16 protein-coding genes, 2 tRNA genes and 1 pseudogene are annotated in these 16,069 nt (G+C 67.6%); 7 read left to right on the forward strand and 12 right to left on the reverse strand.

Annotated features, from left to right (window positions below; genetic code table 11):
• The first annotated feature begins 52 nt into the window (after window positions 1–52).
• The gene (locus HZF05_RS21915) at window positions 53–1,000 is read left to right on the forward strand and encodes a sensor histidine kinase (protein ID WP_246331998.1); all 948 of its coding nucleotides are present in this window, start codon (window positions 53–55) and stop codon (window positions 998–1,000) included.
• 552 nt (window positions 1,001–1,552) lie between these two features.
• On the opposite strand, the gene HZF05_RS13060 is transcribed toward HZF05_RS21915, so the two are convergent.
• Window positions 1,553–1,626, reverse strand: a tRNA-Gln gene (locus tag HZF05_RS13060).
• Between the two features lie 143 nt (window positions 1,627–1,769).
• On the opposite strand from HZF05_RS13060, the gene HZF05_RS13065 reads away from it, so the two are divergent.
• From HZF05_RS13065 to hslU, 4 genes and pseudogenes are all read left to right on the forward strand, one after another.
• Window positions 1,770–2,828 carry a Ppx/GppA phosphatase family protein gene (locus tag HZF05_RS13065; protein WP_160362672.1) on the forward strand — a complete coding sequence of 353 codons (1,059 nt, stop codon included), beginning with the start codon at window positions 1,770–1,772 and terminating at the stop codon, window positions 2,826–2,828.
• A gap of 9 nt (window positions 2,829–2,837) precedes the next feature.
• A complete protein-coding gene (locus HZF05_RS13070) occupies window positions 2,838–3,518 on the forward strand; it encodes an RlmE family RNA methyltransferase (RefSeq protein ID WP_160362673.1) in 681 nt (226 codons plus the stop codon).
• Window positions 3,519–3,666: 148 nt separating this feature from the next.
• A pseudogene (gene hslV, locus HZF05_RS13075) lies at window positions 3,667–4,212 on the forward strand (ATP-dependent protease subunit HslV); the annotation flags it as partial.
• A 168-nt stretch (window positions 4,213–4,380) separates the two neighbouring features.
• The gene (gene hslU / locus HZF05_RS13080) at window positions 4,381–5,685 is read left to right on the forward strand and encodes an ATP-dependent protease ATPase subunit HslU (protein WP_160362674.1); all 1,305 of its coding nucleotides are present in this window, start codon (window positions 4,381–4,383) and stop codon (window positions 5,683–5,685) included.
• Here hslU and HZF05_RS13085 read toward each other — a convergent pair.
• Entirely contained in the window at window positions 5,682–6,575 is an 894-nt protein-coding gene (locus HZF05_RS13085) for an alpha/beta fold hydrolase (RefSeq protein WP_160362675.1), read from the reverse strand. The two genes, hslU and HZF05_RS13085, sit on opposite strands and share 4 nt — an antisense overlap.
• Window positions 6,576–6,715: 140 nt before the next feature.
• On the opposite strand from HZF05_RS13085, the gene HZF05_RS13090 reads away from it, so the two are divergent.
• Window positions 6,716–7,603 carry a DMT family transporter gene (locus HZF05_RS13090; RefSeq protein WP_160362676.1) on the forward strand — a complete coding sequence of 296 codons (888 nt, stop codon included), beginning with the start codon at window positions 6,716–6,718 and terminating at the stop codon, window positions 7,601–7,603.
• A 6-nt stretch (window positions 7,604–7,609) separates the two neighbouring features.
• Here HZF05_RS13090 and HZF05_RS13095 read toward each other — a convergent pair whose 3' ends face one another.
• From HZF05_RS13095 to HZF05_RS13125, 7 genes are all read right to left on the reverse strand, one after another.
• Complete coding sequence (locus tag HZF05_RS13095; RefSeq protein WP_160362677.1) at window positions 7,610–7,996, reverse strand: hypothetical protein; 387 nt, start codon at window positions 7,994–7,996, stop codon at window positions 7,610–7,612.
• A gap of 93 nt (window positions 7,997–8,089) precedes the next feature.
• A tRNA-Leu gene (locus tag HZF05_RS13100) sits at window positions 8,090–8,176 on the reverse strand.
• Between the two features lie 91 nt (window positions 8,177–8,267).
• Window positions 8,268–8,435: a hypothetical protein gene (locus tag HZF05_RS13105; RefSeq protein ID WP_160362678.1), complete on the reverse strand. Its 168-nt coding sequence runs from the start codon at window positions 8,433–8,435 to the stop codon at window positions 8,268–8,270.
• A gap of 154 nt (window positions 8,436–8,589) precedes the next feature.
• Window positions 8,590–8,757: a hypothetical protein gene (locus tag HZF05_RS13110; protein ID WP_160362679.1), complete on the reverse strand. Its 168-nt coding sequence runs from the start codon at window positions 8,755–8,757 to the stop codon at window positions 8,590–8,592.
• 124 nt (window positions 8,758–8,881) lie between these two features.
• A complete protein-coding gene (locus HZF05_RS13115; RefSeq protein WP_160362680.1) occupies window positions 8,882–9,871 on the reverse strand; it encodes a glycosylasparaginase in 990 nt (329 codons plus the stop codon).
• Window positions 9,872–9,919: 48 nt separating this feature from the next.
• Window positions 9,920–10,327, reverse strand: coding sequence for a copper homeostasis protein CutC (locus HZF05_RS22165; protein WP_160362681.1), 408 nt, complete (start codon window positions 10,325–10,327; stop codon window positions 9,920–9,922).
• Window positions 10,299–11,594: a sugar MFS transporter gene (locus HZF05_RS13125; protein WP_181638866.1), complete on the reverse strand. Its 1,296-nt coding sequence runs from the start codon at window positions 11,592–11,594 to the stop codon at window positions 10,299–10,301. Before HZF05_RS13125 ends, HZF05_RS22165 begins: the two co-directional genes overlap by 29 nt.
• 314 nt (window positions 11,595–11,908) lie before the next feature.
• On the opposite strand from HZF05_RS13125, the gene HZF05_RS13130 reads away from it, so the two are divergent.
• The gene (locus HZF05_RS13130) at window positions 11,909–12,271 is read left to right on the forward strand and encodes a hypothetical protein (RefSeq protein ID WP_160362682.1); all 363 of its coding nucleotides are present in this window, start codon (window positions 11,909–11,911) and stop codon (window positions 12,269–12,271) included.
• Between the two features lie 55 nt (window positions 12,272–12,326).
• Here HZF05_RS13130 and gcvPB read toward each other — a convergent pair whose 3' ends face one another.
• Genes gcvPB through HZF05_RS13145 form a run of 3 tightly spaced genes read right to left on the reverse strand, consistent with a single transcriptional unit; the run spans window position 12,327 to window position 16,029 of the window.
• Complete coding sequence (gene gcvPB / locus HZF05_RS13135; protein WP_160362683.1) at window positions 12,327–13,901, reverse strand: aminomethyl-transferring glycine dehydrogenase subunit GcvPB; 1,575 nt, start codon at window positions 13,899–13,901, stop codon at window positions 12,327–12,329.
• Entirely contained in the window at window positions 13,898–15,262 is a 1,365-nt protein-coding gene (gcvPA, locus tag HZF05_RS13140; RefSeq protein WP_160362684.1) for an aminomethyl-transferring glycine dehydrogenase subunit GcvPA, read from the reverse strand. Before gcvPA ends, gcvPB begins: the two co-directional genes overlap by 4 nt.
• Entirely contained in the window at window positions 15,262–16,029 is a 768-nt protein-coding gene (locus HZF05_RS13145) for a methyltransferase domain-containing protein (protein WP_181638867.1), read from the reverse strand. Before HZF05_RS13145 ends, gcvPA begins: the two co-directional genes overlap by 1 nt.
• Between the last annotated feature and the right edge of the window lie 40 nt (window positions 16,030–16,069).

Below are 16,069 nucleotides of genomic sequence, written 5' to 3' on the forward strand. Positions count from 1 at the left end.
TCTCGATGCCGTCATCATCACCTTGTTCTCGCTGGCGCTCGGCGTGATATTGATGCTCGGACTTGTCGGCGCCATCCTCCTGGGCCGCCATCTCGCCCGCCGGCTCGATCGCATATCGGCGACCGCTGAGGCCATCGCCGGCGGCGACCTGTCACACCGTCTCGATGTTCCATCAGGCAGCCTGGACGAGTTCGATCGTGTCGGGGCATCGCTCAACGCCATGCTCGACCGCATCACCGGCCTGTTGGAAGAGCTACGCCAGGTTTCAAACGACCTCGCACACGATCTGCGCACCCCGCTCGCCCGGTTGCGGAGCGAGATCGAATCCGGCTTGACGGCTCCGTCCGATGCGCCATCCCTGCGCGCAACTCTCGAGCGCGCCCAGGCGCAGAGTGACTCCCTGCTCTCCCTGTTCGGCGCAATCCTGTCGCTAGCCGAGGTCTCGGCCGGCGGGCGGCAGTTCGACTTCGTTGAGATCGAGCTCGGAGCCTTGGCGCGGGAGGTGTGCGAGATGCACGCGCCGGCGATCGAGGATAGCGGTCGCAGCCTCCACGTCTCGATGTCCCAGGAGGCTCTAACGATCCGGTGCGAACCCGCGCTGATACGGCAGGCGATCAGCAACCTGCTCGATAACGCCCTCATCCATACGCCGGCGGGCACCACGATCCGCCTCGTCGTCCAGCCCGCAGAGCATCAAGCCAGGATCATCGTCGAGGACGATGGCCCAGGCATCCCGGAGGAAGATATGCAACGCGTGCTCAAGCGCTTCGTCAGGCTCGATCGCAGCCGCCTGACCCCCGGGCACGGGCTCGGGCTCAGCTTTGTCGGGAGCGTCGCTGCTTTGCACGCGGGCTCGCTGGAGCTCGAGAGCGCCCGTCCGGGGCTGCGGGCTATCGTTCTGGTGAGCCGTGCGGCCGACGCGTCGGCTCGCAGCAATCGATCCTGGCCACCGGTCATTCCGGCGAGCGCTTCGCCCCTCCCTTTCGCACGGCCATCTTGACCTCCGGGCGGTATAGGAACCGATGCGACGCCCGGCACGATCGTCAGTCGACTGGCGGATGGCGTGGACTTACCACGTGCACAACGATCGGGACGTGCGAAATCGCGAAATCCAGGTGGTCCATGCTTGTCGACGGCGGCGAGCTGCGTCTCCGCACCCGCCCTCTCTTGGAGCCGGCGAAGCACACGGACCTGTTACATCGATCTGAGATGCGCCGACACCTTGATCGGCGTTGCGCCTCAGATACTTCGTGGATGCCTGCAAGAGCGTCGGCCCCGTTCAGACGGGCGTATTGGAATGCAGCACCCGAAACCCAAGCTATACGCCCCTGCGGCTGCAACCCGAAAAGAGCATCCCGATGCTCGAATTCCGTGCCGGGCCGGGGCAGCACTCGATCAGAAGCGTTCTGCCCGCACTCGGCCCGCGCCGCCAACTGCTCGGCTCCAAGCCGTTCGGCATGGGATGCGTCGTACATTTGTGTCGCACGAGCGGGATCACCCCGCCGCCCAGGCGGCGTAGAGCTCTGGATCACATCAATTTTGCGAAAATGCCTGGATGCCCCGCGAGGATTCGAACCTCGATTAACGGAGTCAGAGTCCGGAGTCTTACCTTTAGACGACGGGGCACCGACAGGCAGGCGCGCCATCTAGATTCGCACGGCCACGCTGTCAACGCCGCATGGCCTTGCGGCCGACCGTTCTCGCATATACGTTCATATCCAAGCAGCGGCGGGATCATCTGCCGGGACATGTACGAGGATGAGCGGCCGATGGCGCACGATGCCGCCAGCGTCCGGCCGCGTGCCGGGCCGAAACCCGGTTCGCAAGGCCGTAAGCCTCCGCCGCCGAGGCGGGATACCGAGCGCCGCACTTACGCCGCGCTCGATCTGGGCACCAACAATTGCCGTCTGCTGATCGCCCGGCCCTCGCCCGAGGGCTTCACGATCATCGACGCATTTTCGCGAATCGTGCGGCTGGGCGAAGGTCTCGCCACGTCCGGCCGGCTGTCCGACGCGGCGATCGAGCGGGCGATCGCGGCCTTGTCGATCTGCGCGGACAAGCTCCGGCGGCGCCACGTCACGCTGGTGCGCTCGGTCGCGACCGAGGCCTGCCGCCGCGCCGAGAACGGCCGCGACTTCGTGCAGCGCGTGCACGAGGAGACCGGCATCCGGCTCGACGTGATCGGTCCGGGCGAGGAGGCGCGGCTTGCGGTGCTCGGCTGCCAGGCGCTGCTCCCGACGGGCGAAGGCCCGGCCCTGATCTTCGACATCGGCGGCGGATCGACCGAGCTCGTGCTCTGCGAAACGATCGGGGACGGCACCTGCCGCATCCTCGACTGGTTCTCGGCGCCCTGGGGCGTCGTGTCGCTCACCGAGGCGGAAGGCGGCAAGCGCGGCGACGATGCCGCGCAGGCGCTGGCCGCCTACCAGCGCATGAAGTCCCGCGTCGCCGGCGCCTTCGCCGATTTCGCGCAGACGCTGCCCCGGCCCGAGATCGCGCCGCGCCTGCTCGGCACGTCCGGCACGGTGACCACGCTCGCCAGCCTGCATCTCGGCCTGCCCGCCTACGATCGCCGGGCCGTCGACGGCCTGGTGGTGCCGGCCGACGCAATGCGCGGGATCAGCACGCGTCTTTCCGGCATGACGGTCGCCGAGCGTGCCACTGTGCCCTGTGTCGGCAACGAGCGCGCCGATCTCGTCGTCGCGGGCTGCGCGATCCTGGAGGCGATCCTCGACATCTGGCCGGCGGAGCAGCTCGGCGTGGCGGATCGCGGCATCCGCGAGGGCATCCTGCGTTCGCTGATCGCGCGCGACGCGCATTTCGGCTAGGGGCCACGCATGACGACGAAACGCCCCGGCTCGGGGCTACGCCAGCGGGTCAAGACCGCGCGCAACCGCACTGCCGCCTCCACCCGCTGGCTCGAGCGCCAGCTGAACGATCCCTACGTGCAGCGGGCGAAAGCCGAGGGCTATCGCAGCCGCGCCGCCTACAAGCTGATCGAGCTGGACGAACGTTTCGGTTTCCTGCGCGGCGCGCAACGCGTCATCGATCTAGGCATCGCGCCGGGCGGCTGGACGCAGGTCGTGCGCAAGATGTGCCCCAGGGCCAAGATCGCGGGGATAGACCTGCTGCCGGTCGATCCGATCGACCAGGTGACCATCTTCCAGATGGACTTCCTCGACGACGACGCCCCGCGCCTGCTCGACGAGGCGCTGGGCGGGCCGGCCGACCTCGTTCTGTCGGACATGGCGGCCAACACCGTCGGCCACCAGCAGACCGATCACCTACGCACCATGGCGCTGGTCGAGGCGGCGCAACTTTTCTCGACAGAGGTGCTGAGAAAAGGCGGCACCTTCGTGGCGAAGGTGCTGGCCGGCGGCGCGGACAATGCGCTGGTGGCGGAACTGAAGCGTAACTTCTCGACGGTGAAACACGCCAAGCCACCGGCGAGCCGCAAGGAATCGAGCGAGTGGTACGTGGTGGCGCAGGGCTTCAAGGGGCGCCTGGAGGCCGAATGATCCGCTCGTCCTGAGCGAATTCGAAGGACGGGCCGCAAGCACAAACCCGAGGCACGCACTTCGACTTCGCTTTGTGCGAACGGGGTGGGTGTTGCAGGCGGAGAACCCCAACCACATATCCGCACCCGTAACCAAGAGCGGGAATTTCATGAGCGAAGACAAGATCGGCTGGCACGGCACCACGATCCTCTCGGTGCGGCGCGGCGGCAAGGTGGTGATCGCCGGCGACGGGCAGGTCTCCATGGGCAATACGGTGATGAAACCCAATGCACGCAAGGTGCGCACCCTCCACGACGGCAGCGTGATCGCGGGCTTCGCGGGCGCCACCGCCGACGCCTTCACCCTGTTCGAGCGGCTGGAGGCGAAGCTGGAGCGCCATTCCGGCCAGCTGATGCGTGCCGCCGTCGAGCTGGCGAAGGACTGGCGAACCGACAAGTATCTGCGCAACCTGGAGGCGTTGATGATCGTCGCCGACAAGGAGGTGACCCTGATCCTCACCGGCAACGGAGACGTGCTGGAGCCCGAGAACGGCATCGCGGCGATCGGCTCCGGCGGCAACTACGCGCTGTCCGCCGCGCGCGCGCTCGTCGACTATGAGCCCGATGCCGAGACGATCTGCCGCAAGGCCATGGCGATCGCCGCCGAGGTCTGCGTCTTCACCAACGACCGGCTGACCGTCGAGACGCTCGGCAGCGCCGCCCGACCAATCACCCCTCTCCCGCTTGCGGGAGAGGGAGGGGCCCACCGCGAAGCGGTGGGAGGGTGAGGATTCTTCTTAGAGGATCGTCGCCCAGCCTCGAAAAAGAAGACCCCCACCCAACCCTCTCCCGCGAAAAGTGGGAGAGGGCTTGAAGGACCAGGAATGAACGACGCCCTCACCCCCAAAGCCATCGTCCGCGCGCTGGACGAGCACATCATCGGCCAGACCGACGCCAAGCGCGCCGTCGCGGTGGCGCTGCGCAACCGCTGGCGCCGCCAGCGCCTCGGCGCCGACCTGCGCGACGAGGTTTCGCCGAAGAACATCCTGATGATCGGCCCCACCGGCTGCGGCAAGACCGAGATCAGCCGCCGCCTCGCCAGGCTGGCCGATGCGCCCTTCGTGAAGGTGGAGGCGACCAAGTTCACCGAGGTCGGCTATGTCGGCCGCGACGTCGAGCAGATCGCGCGCGATCTCGTCGAGGAGGCGATCCGGCTGGAGCGCGAGCGCCGTCGCGTCGCCGTGAAGGACAAGGCCGAGGAGGCCGCGCTCGGCCGCCTGCTCGATGCGCTGGTCGGCAAGGATGCGTCGGAGGCGACGCGCATTGCGTTCACCCAGCGCTTCAAGGACGGCACGCTCGACGACAAGGAGATCGAGCTGGAGCTGGAGGATCAGCCGCAGACCCCGTTCGAGATCCCCGGCATGGGCGGGCAGGTCGGCATGATCAACCTCAGCGACATGATGGGCAAGGCGTTCGGCGGCAACAAGCCGGTCAAGCGCCGCAAGCTCGCCGTGCACGATGCGTGGAAGAAACTGGTGGAGGAGGAGAGTGACAAGCGCCTCGACAGCGACGACCTCAACCGGGCGGCGCTGACGGACGCCGAGGCCAACGGCATCGTCTTCCTCGACGAGATCGACAAGATCGCGGTCAGCGACGTGCGCGGCGGTTCCGTCAGCCGCGAGGGCGTGCAGCGCGACCTGCTGCCGCTGATCGAGGGCACGACGGTCGCGACGAAATACGGCCCGATGAAGACCGACCATGTCCTCTTCATCGCGTCCGGCGCCTTCCATGTCGCCAAACCGAGCGATCTGCTCCCCGAATTGCAGGGCCGCCTGCCGATCCGCGTCGAACTGAAGGCGCTGACCGAGGCGGATTTCATCTCGATCCTCACCGACACGCGGGCGAGTCTGACCCAGCAATATGTCGGGCTGATCGGCACCGAGGGCGTGACGATCTCCTTCACCGACGACGGCATCCGGGCGATCGCGAAGATCGCCGCTCAGGTGAACGAGACGGTAGAGAATATCGGTGCGCGCCGGCTGCAAACGGTGATGGAGAAGCTTCTGGAAGAGGTCAGCTTCGATGCGGAAGACCGCAAGGGCGAGGCACTCGTCATCAACGCCGCCTATGTCGAGGCGCAGCTTGCCGACGTTGCGAAAAACACCGATCTCAGCCGTTATATTCTCTAGCCAGCCGCTTCCAGCCAGGCCCGGATCGCGGCGCTGACCGCGTCCGGCGCCTGCCATGGGGCGAAATGGCCCGCGTCGATCGCCGTCAGGGTGAAGTGCTCGATCAGTGCATCCAACCCCTCGATCTGGCAGGGCAGCAGCGCGACATCGCGCAGCGCCCATATCACGAGCGTCGGCATCGGCAGCGCCGGAAAGGGAGCGTCGAGAAACGCCGGGCGATCGGATATCTCGTCGATGCCGGGCACGATCACCGCGCTCGCGCGATACCAGTTCAGCATCGCCGTGAGCGCTCCGGGCTGCGACCATTGATCGAGATAGACCGGCTTCTCGTCCGCCATCGCATCGAGATCGGCATGCGGGCGGAAGCTGCTGTCGAAGAACGCGCTCAGCCCGATGCGCGCGACATGCTGCTCGAAATCCGGGTTGCGGAAGGCGGTGATATATTGGCTGGCCTCGCGCTGGTCCCGATCGTCGAACAGCGATCGCTGGAAGATCAGCGGGTGGGGCGCGTTGATGATGACCAGCCGTTCGATCCGATCGGCGAGCCTCAGCGCCGCCATCCAAGCGACCACCCCACCCCAGTCGTGACCGACCAGCGTGAACCGGTCGATGCCGAAATGGTCGGCGAGCGCCGCGAGATCCGCGACCATTCTCTCGGGCTTGTAGTCGCTGACCGCCATTGGCTTGTCCGATCGCGCGAAGGCGCGCTGATCGGGCGCGATCACGAAATGATCTTGCCCGAATTCGGCGATCTGGTGGCGCCAGGTGCGGTGTGATTCCGGAAAGCCGTGGAGAAAGATCATGGCGGGTTCGGCGCGGCTTCCGGCCAGCGCGACATTCAGCGCGATGCCGGTCGACAACCCGACCCGCTCAAGCTCGAATCCGCCCATCCGTCTCTCCCAGCCTTCTCGCGCCCGTATGGGGCCGCCTGTCGTTCGAGCATAGCGGCATCGGCAACGAAAGCTCCGCTTATCGCTCGATAAGGCCAAGCCGCTCGACACCGGGCCGATGCTCGCTCAAGAAGCTCGCGATGTTCGCACTTGCAGCACCCGTTCTCTTCGTTCTCATCTGGTCCACCGGCTTCGTCGTCGCGCGAGCGGTGGTCCCGTTCGTGTCGCCCGAATTGTTCCTGGCGGCACGCCTGTCCCTGACCACCCTGCTACTGGGCGCCGCAGCATTTGCCGCGCGCGAGACGTTTCCGCGCGGGCGGCGGCTCGGGCTGCATCTGCTCGCCGGCGCGATGTTGCACGGTTTCTACCTCTGCCTGAGCTGGTGGGCCGTCTCGCGCGGCATGCCGGCGGGGATCATGTCGCTGCTCGGCGCGCTCCAGCCGTTGATGGTGGCGGTGGCGAGTTTCCTGTTCCTGCACGAACGTCTGGCGCCACGCGGGTGGACGGGCCTTGCGGTTGCGATAACCGGTGTCGGCTGCGTGCTGGCGCCGACGGTGATGAAGGGCGGCGTCGGATCGGTCGACGTCTGGGGGACGATCGCGGCGGTTACCGCGATCATTGGCATGACGGCGGGCACGATGATCCAGCGCGGCGTGCTCGCCAGCGATCCGATCCGCGTGTCGGGCGCGGTGCAGAATGCCGGCGGCGCGGCGGTCGCGCTCCTCGCGACGCTGGCGATCGGGCAATATCGCTGGGAAAACGTGCCGATATTGTGGGCCGGCCTGGCCTGGTCAGTGCTGGCGCTGTCGGCCGCCGGCCTGTCGCTGCTGGTCTGGATGGTGCGCCATCAGGGTGCGACCCGCGTTTCGGCGCTGCTGCTGCTCGTGCCGATGCTCGCCGCGATCGAGGCGTGGATATTGTTCGGCGAGAGGCTCGGCCCGGTTCAGATCACCGGCTTCGCGCTGGCCCTGGGTGGCGTCCTGCTCGCCCGCGCCGCGCCCAGGCAACCGATCGCCGAGCCGGCCTGAAACTGGTCAAGGCGATGGCGGCGGGGCACCCACCTCGTCGAGCAGCAGCCACATCTCGGCCGGCAGCTTCGAGGCGAAGACCGCGATATCGAGCCCGGTGACGATCGATCGCACATAGGCCTTGTCGCTCGCCCCCGCCGTCACCATCGCGACGCGATCGCCGGCCCGGAACGTCCGACGCATCTGGGTAAGGATATGCTCCTCGCGCGCATAGCCCTGTCGGGTGGCCTGCGAGATATCGGAGAGCACCCTGATCGGTTTCCCCTCGCGGCGCAGGTCCCCGATCATCCGGCGGAGCGCGCTATAATGATCGTCGACATCCGCCTGCGTCCACTCGCCGAGCCCGGACACGTAGATGATGCCCGTCTCCTCGTCCCACACGCGTTCGATCATGACCTCTTGCTCCGGAAACCGTCGGAATAGGTGGTTTTCTGCGGAATAGAAAGCGCGACGGGGGCCGATAGGCGCAAGCCGGAAGGGATTTTTTGGTACGGGTGGTCGGACTCGAACCGACAAGATGTTGCCATCGGCGGATTTTGAGTCCGCTGCGTCTACCAATTCCGCCACACCCGCATGCCGACGGGCGTTGGCACCCTCGGATCGAATGGGAGGGGCTATAGGGTCCTCTTGCGGAGATTGCCAGACGGGATGTGGCGCCGCCGCGTCAATCGGTCCGCAGCGTTTCCCGCAGGATGAGATGACTGGCGCGCAGCTCGATCATCGTCGCCGCCAGCCGCCTCGGGCCATCGTCGGCCGAGCCGTGATTCAGTCGATATCGGCGCGCGGTGGCGCGCTGCCTGTCGAGAAATCGGATCCTGTCGCGATCGGGCATGTCCGCGCTCCTCTCGTCGATGGAGAAGCCGGCGCGCTCCCGCTGCTGACATTACGGAAAACGCGCCGGCCGACGACCCCAGCCGTCCCGAACAGGCTGACTCGACCATGGTTACCAACAGGTTAACGGCTGCGTGTGATGGCGGCTCGTGCGATCAGGCGGTCCCTGCGCGCTGCCGGCGGACGATCTCGAAGGCGATCGCGATCCAGTCATCCGAGCGCGCCACTTCACTGGTGGCGAGCGTCCACATCGCCAGCACGTCCTCCAGACTGCGCCCCTCCGCCGACTGGCGGATGCGCTCGGGCGCCATCGGTGACTGCATGAAGCGGTTCCTGATCCGTGGGTGGCCGGCGATCGCGGGGGAGCGTTTGCGACCGCCGGCACAGTCCCCCTAACGACCGGCTGTGGCCATGCTTAACGCCGCTTCGACCATCGTCTGAGGAAATTTATCCCTGCAAGCTCAGCGACTTCCGAATCTCGGTTCGCCCGTCCGCATCGGTGACGGCGTAGGTGAAGCCGGGCATCAGCGCGAAGGCGCCAACCGCGCCGTCATGGCCGAGCGCCAGGAACCCGACCTGCTCGTCGCGGACCGCAGCGCCGCGCAGCTTGACGATATGAAGCACCGCCTCGCGACACGCGTCGGCCGGGGCCATGCCGGCCCCCATCGAGGCGACGATGCGGGCGCTACCGGCGATGCGGATCACCTCCTCGCCGACGCCGCTCGACGTCGCCGCGCCGACGCCCGCCTCAACATAGAGACCGCAACCGACCTGCGGGCTGTCCCCCACCCGACCGCGCATCTTGAAGGCCATGCCCGAGGTGGTGCAGGCGCCGGCCAGCCGCCCGGCGGCATCGACACCGAGGATGCCGATCGTATCGTGGTTCCAGGCACCGCCCGGCGTGCGGTTCTCGATATTGGCGACCGGCTGGTAATGCGCGGTCCCGAGCCATTCGCGCCACGCCGCCTCCGTCGCCGGCGTGAGTACATTTTCCTTGGGGAAGCCGTTGGCGAGCGCGAAGCGGGTGGCGCCCTCGCCGACCAGCATCGTGTGAGGTGTCTTCTCCATCACCGCGCGCGCCACCGAGATGGCGTGGACGACATCCTCCAGCGCCGCGACCGCGCCGACGCCGCCGGCATCGTCCATGATCACGGCGTCGAGCGTCACATGCCCGTCGCGATCGGGATAGCCGCCGAGGCCGACCGAATGGTTGTCCGGATCGGCTTCCGGCACGCGGGCGCCGGCCTCGACCGCATCGAGGATCGATCCGCCTGCAACCAGCTTCGCATGCGCTGCTGCGTTGGCGGCGGCGCCGAAATCCCAGGTCGAGACGATGACCGGACCGCTCGGAGACTTCGCGATCGCGGGAGCGGCGGCGGTCGCCGAGAGCAGACCTGCGCTACCTATGACGGCGCGACGGGACGGGCGGATGGTCATGGCGATGCTCCCTGATCGAGCGCGGCCCGCAGTGTGCGGACGATGGCCTCATCGGTTGCGACTGCGGGGCGGCTTGTCAAAACCAAGAGCGGCGACCTTGGTCTCCCCCTCGATCACCGGCACGCTGGCCGAGCCGTGCAATTCGCTCACCCCCGTGACGGCGAGCAGGCCGGCGGCATTATTGGGTCGCACCCCGCTGCCAACCATGATCCGGCAACGATCACCAGCCCGCACCACCATGCGCGCGATCGTCGCCGCCCCCTCCTCGACCGATCCTCGACCGATCCTCGACCGATCCTCGACCGATCCTCGACCGATCCTCGACCGATCCTCGACCGATCCTCGACCGATCCTCGACCGATCCTCGACCGATCCTCGACCGATCCTCGACCGATCCTCGCGCACCCGATGCGGATGCGCAACAGCCTCAATGGCCGGCGGGCATCGCCACGGCATGATGATCCGCGCCCTTCACCCGCGATGCGGCAACGGCGAAGATCAGGATGCCGACATAGCCGATCACCGGCACGATGAAGGCATGGCCGAAGCTGCCCGTCGCGTCCGTGATCTTGCCGGCGATCCAGGGCAATATCGCACCGCCGACGATCGCGACGCACAGCAGCCCCGCCGTCGAGGAAGCCGGCGCCGAGGAGCGCTGGAGGGTCAGCGAGAAGATCGTCGGGAACATGATCGAGTTGAACAACCCGATCGCCAGCGCGCACCATGCCGCCGCCGGGCCGCTCAGCAGGAAGGCCGCGAGCGACAGGCCGACATTCACCGCAACCATGATCGACAGCAGCACGGCCGCCGGGAACACCGCGAGCAGCACCGAACCCACGAAGCGGCCGGCGAGCGCCCCGCCCCAATAATAATTGGCGGTCATCGCGCCCGCCATCGCGAGGCTGACGCCCAGCACTTCGGGCCGGTTGAGATAGTTGATCATCAGCGATCCGATCGTCACCTCGGAGCCGACATAGAGGAAGATCGCCGCCGCGCCGGCCAGCGCCCAGCCGCAGCGCAATGCCGCGAAGGCCGAACCGGCCTCCGCCTGCCCCGCGCCGTTCTCATGCGGCACGGCGGTCTCGATCCGCTGGCGCATGACGAAGATCAGCACGCCGAGCGCCGCGAGGAACGCCGCGATCACCAGGAAGGCGTGGTTCACCGCCGCCAGCCCAGCCGCGCGTGAGGCCTCGTCTGTGATCGTCGCGCCGCCATTCTTGAAGATGTCGCCCGACAGCATCAGCGACGCGCCAAGATGCACGCCCAGCACCACGCCGAGCGAGTTGAAGGCCTGCGCGAAGGTCAGCCGGAAGTGCGAACGCTCGGGCGCGCCCAGAGCCGCCGCCAGTGGATTGGCCGCGACCTGCAGCATGGTGATGCCCGCCGCCAGCGTGAACAGGGCCATCAGCACCAGCACGTAGGTCCGCAGTTCCGAGGCGACGAGCACGACGAAGCAACCGGCGATCATCACGCCGAGCGCCGCGAGGATCGAGCGGCTCGGCCCCAGCCTTCCGACCACGGCCGCCGCCGGCAGCGAGAAGACGCCGTAGCCCAGGAAGAAGGCGAACTGGGTCAGCATCGCCTCGGCCGTGGTGAGGCTGTAGATGCCCTTGAGCGCCGCGATCAGCGGATCGTTGTTCGACGTGATGAAGCCCCAGGCGAAGAACAGGCAGGTCACGGTCACAAAGGCGGGCAACACGCCCGATGCGGCACGGCTCGGCATTCCACTCTCCTCGTCGCCGGCTCGATCGGGTAGCCAGCGAGACAGCGCTATCATCGGAAGCGGCCGATCGAAAGAGGCAGCATGGCTCAGATCGTCGGGGGAACACGCCGGCAGCGTATGCGATTTCCGATTGCCGAAATTTCATGAAGGCGACTCGGCTCGTTTCGCGCCCGAATCAGCGTCGTTCCGGGCTTGGAACGAGACGAGCGATGATGTCGCGGGCGAAATTAATCGGGAACCGCCTGCGGTTGCTGGGGTTTGGCCTCCCTGCGAGACCTGTTCACTCGCCGACCACGGTTGGAGGAACGATAACCATGAAGATTCTTCTTTTCGCGTCCGCGCTGGCGCTGAGCACCGCTGCCATCGCACAGGACGCGTCCACCCCGCCGCCTCCGCCGGCTGCCCCTGCGACGCCCGATGCGTCCGCTCCGCCGGCGATGCCGGCCACGCCGGATGCGTCTGCCCCCGCGGCCGCGCCGGCGCCCGACACCTCGGCTGCCCCGGCCGCCGCGCCGATGGCGGGCGATTCGAGCAACATGTCGAGCGCGACCTCGTCCGCCTCGTCGACCGACGACAGCAACCTGCCGATGTGCTCGAAGACCGTCACCGACAAGTGCAAGCAGGGCGGCAAGGGCATGATGCACCACAAGAAGATGATGCATCACAAGAAAATGTAAGCTTGGAGAGGAGCCGGGCGGCCCCGTGACCGCCCGGCGATTTCCCTGAGGCGGTCTATTCGGCCGCTTCGGCCTGAACAGGCTCCTTCCACACCAGAACGGGCTTGCGCGCGGCCGCCGTCTCGTCGAGGCGGCGGCGCGGTGCGTATATGGGGGCGGCCTTCAGCGCCGTGTCGCCCGCTTTGGCCCGCTCCGCCACGCTGCGCAGCGCGCCGATAAACTGATCGAGCGCCGCCTTGCTCTCGGTCTCGGTCGGCTCGACCAGCATCGCGCCGTGGACGACCAGCGGGAAATAGACCGTCATCGGGTGGAAGCCCTCGTCGATCAGCCCCTTGGCGACGTCCAGCGTCGAGAAGCCTTCCGCGAAGTTCTTATCCGAGAAGATCGCCTCGTGCATGCACGGGCCGGACGGCGCGAATGGTGCGTCCATCACGCCTTCCAGTGAGCGCAGGATGTAGTTGGCGGAGAGCACCGCGTCCTCGGACACCTGCTTCAGCCCGTCCGCACCGTGGGACAGCATATAGGCCGCCGCGCGGGTGAACATGCCCATCTGGCCGTGGAAGGCGACCATGCGGCCGAACGCCTTGCTGTGGCCTTCCTCGGCGACCGTCTCCTCCTCGACGAGGACGTAGCGGTCATCGTGCTTCTCGACGAACGGCAGTGGCGCGAACGGCGCCAAAGCCTCGGAGAACACCACCGGCCCCGAGCCCGGCCCGCCGCCGCCATGGGGCGTCGAGAAGGTCTTGTGCAGGTTGATGTGCATCGCATCGACGCCGAGGTCGCCCGGCCGCACCCGGCCGACGATCGCGTTGAAGTTGGCGCCGTCGCAATAGACGTAGCCGCCGATGGCGTGCACCGCCTCGCCAATCGCGATCATGTCGCGCTCGAACAGGCCGCAGGTGTTGGGGTTGGTGATCATCACGCCCGCGACCTCGGGCGACAGCGCGGCCTTGAGCGCATCGAGATCGACCCGGCCGTCCACGGTCGCCGGGATGCCCTTCACCTGATAGCCCGCGAAGGCGGCGGTGGCGGGGTTGGTGCCGTGCGCGCTTTCGGGGACGAGGATGATCTTGCGCGCGTCTCCCTTCGCCTCGTGCGCGGCGCGGATCGCCAGCAGGCCGCACAGCTCGCCATGCGCGCCCGCCTTGGGGCTCATCGCGATGCCGGGCATGTTGGTGAGCGCCTTCAGCCACTCGGCGACGAGATGAATGACGGCCAGCGCGCCCTGCGTGCCGTCGACCGGGGTGAGCGGGTGGAGATCCGCGAAGCCGGGCAACCGCGCCATCTTCTCGTTGAGGCGAGGATTGTGCTTCATCGTGCACGACCCGAGCGGGAACAGGCCGAGGTCGATCGCATAATTCTGCCGGCTGAGGCGGGTATAGTGCCGCACCGCCTCGGGCTCGGAAAGGCCGGGCAGGCCGATCGGCCTGTTGCGCTCGAGACCCGCGAGGCGCGACGCCACCTTCGGCCGCTCGGGCAGATCGACGCCGGTGCGATCCAAATCGCCGATCTCGAAGAGCAAAGGCTCCTCCAGCATCAGCGCCCTGTTGCCGGTGTAGGTGGCGGGCGCGTCGCTCTCGCCGCCCGCGCTCATTTCGGGGCGCCAGCCCGACTGGTTGATCGCGCTCATGCCAGCGCCTCCTCAAGAGCGCCGCACAGCGCTTCGACATCCTCGCCGGTGGTCGTCTCGGTGACGGCGACCAGCAATCCGTTCTCACGCCCATCCCCATCCGGATAGAGCCGGCCGAGCGACACTCCGCCCAGCACGCCGTTGCGCGCCATCTCGCGCACCACCGGCCGCGAGGGCTTGGGGAGCGTCAGCGTGAACTCGTTGAAGAAGGCGCCGTCCATCACCTTGACGCCCGGCACCCGCGCCAGACGATCCGCCGCCTGCACCGCCAGCGCATGATTGAGCGCCGCGAGATCGCGCAGCCCCTTCTCACCCAGCAGCGTCATGTGCACGGTGAAGGCCAGCGCACAGAGGCCGGAATTGGTGCAGATGTTCGACGTCGCCTTCTCGCGGCGGATATGCTGCTCGCGGGTCGAGAGTGTCAGCACGAAGCCGCGCTTCCCGTCCGCATCCACCGTCTCGCCGGCGAGGCGGCCGGGCATCTGGCGGACATGCTTTTCGGCACACGCGAACAGGCCCACGTACGGCCCGCCGAACTGCAGGCCGACGCCGATCGACTGACCCTCGCCCACCACGATGTCCGCGCCCATCTCGCCGGGCGACCTGATCAGGCCGAGCGACACCGGCTCGGTGACCACCGCGATCAGCAGCGCACCCTTGGCGTGGCAGGCCTCGGCCAGCTCGGAGAGATCGGCGACGCGGCCGAGGATGCCGGGATTCTGCACCACGACGCAGCTGGTCTCCGTGTCGACGGCGGCGATCAGGCGCGCCATCTCCATCTCCGCAGTGCCGTCGAGCTTCGGCAGCGCCGTCTCCAGCACGTCGCCGGTGAACTTCGCCATCGTCTCGCAGACCGAGACGTAATGCGGGTGCAGCCCGCCCGAGAGGATCGCCTTGCCGCGCCGCGTGATCCGCCGCGCCATCACGATCGCCTCCCAACAGGCGGTCGATCCGTCGTACATCGAGGCGTTCGCCACCTCGCAACCATACAGCCGCGCGACCTGCGTCTGGAACTCGAACAGCGCCTGCAGCGTGCCTTGCGCGATCTCGGGCTGGTAGGGCGTGTAGCTGGTCAGGAACTCGCCGCGCTGGATGATATGATCGACGCTGGCGGGAACGTGGTGCTTGTAGGCACCCGCACCGAGGAAGAAGGGGCCGTCGCCCGCCGCCTGGTTCATCCGTGCGAGGCGCCCAAGCTGGCGCTCGACCTGCAGCTCGGTGGCATGCATCGGCAGGCCGGGCACGGTGCCGGACAGGCGGGCGGCGCCGGGCACGTCGACGAACAGGTCGTCGATCGACTTGGCGCCGATGACGCCCAGCATCGCCTGCCGGTCTTCGGGTTGGAGGGGCAGATAGCGCATCAGGCGGGCTTCCTCATGGAAAAGCGGAGGCGGACATAATCGGCGAGCCAGCCGCCGTCGGGCTGGCGGAGCGCGGCTTCGGTGCGGCGCTCGACCGCTTCGCCGATCACGGCCTGCTCCTCCTCGGGAATGCCGTCGGCATCCATCAGGCCGGAGCGGAAGGTGCGGACCCAGCCGGCGACGCCGGTGGGCAACGGCGTCGGGCGCGGGATCAGCCGCGCCTCGATGTCAGTGAAGCCGGCGGCGGCGTAGGTGGCGGTGAAATCCTCGACGGACGGATACCAGTGCGTGTCCTGCGGGCGCACCGGATGTCCGCGCTCGGCCAGCTCCTCGCGCACCGCCGCCCAGATCGTCGCGACATTGCCCTCGCCGCCCATCTCGCCGACGAAGCGGCCGCCGGGCTTGAGCGCCGCGAACACACCGCGCGCGACGCCGTGCTTGTCGAGCATCCAGTGGAGCGCAGCGTTGGAAAAAGCAGCGTCGTACTCCGCCGGCAGATCGAGCGCCTGCCCGTCCGCCACGGCGACATCCAGCCCGCGCGCCTTGGCCGCCTCGATCATCTCGGGCGAGGCATCGACGCCGAACACGCGGGCGCCGGCCGCGACCAGCTTCTCGGTCAGCACCCCGTCGCCGCAGCCGACATCGAGGATGCGCTCCCCAGGTTGAGGGGCGAGCAGTTCTACGACCGGTGCGCCCATCGCGGGCACGAAGGCTGCGTTCTTGGCGTAATCGCCGGGCGACCAGCGTGAAGCGGAATTGACTGCCACGATCTTATCTCCCTCCGTTCGTCCTGAGCGAAGTCGAAGG

Source organism: Sphingomonas chungangi (genome assembly GCF_013778325.1).
Taxonomy (GTDB): domain Bacteria; phylum Pseudomonadota; class Alphaproteobacteria; order Sphingomonadales; family Sphingomonadaceae; genus Solisphingomonas; species Solisphingomonas chungangi.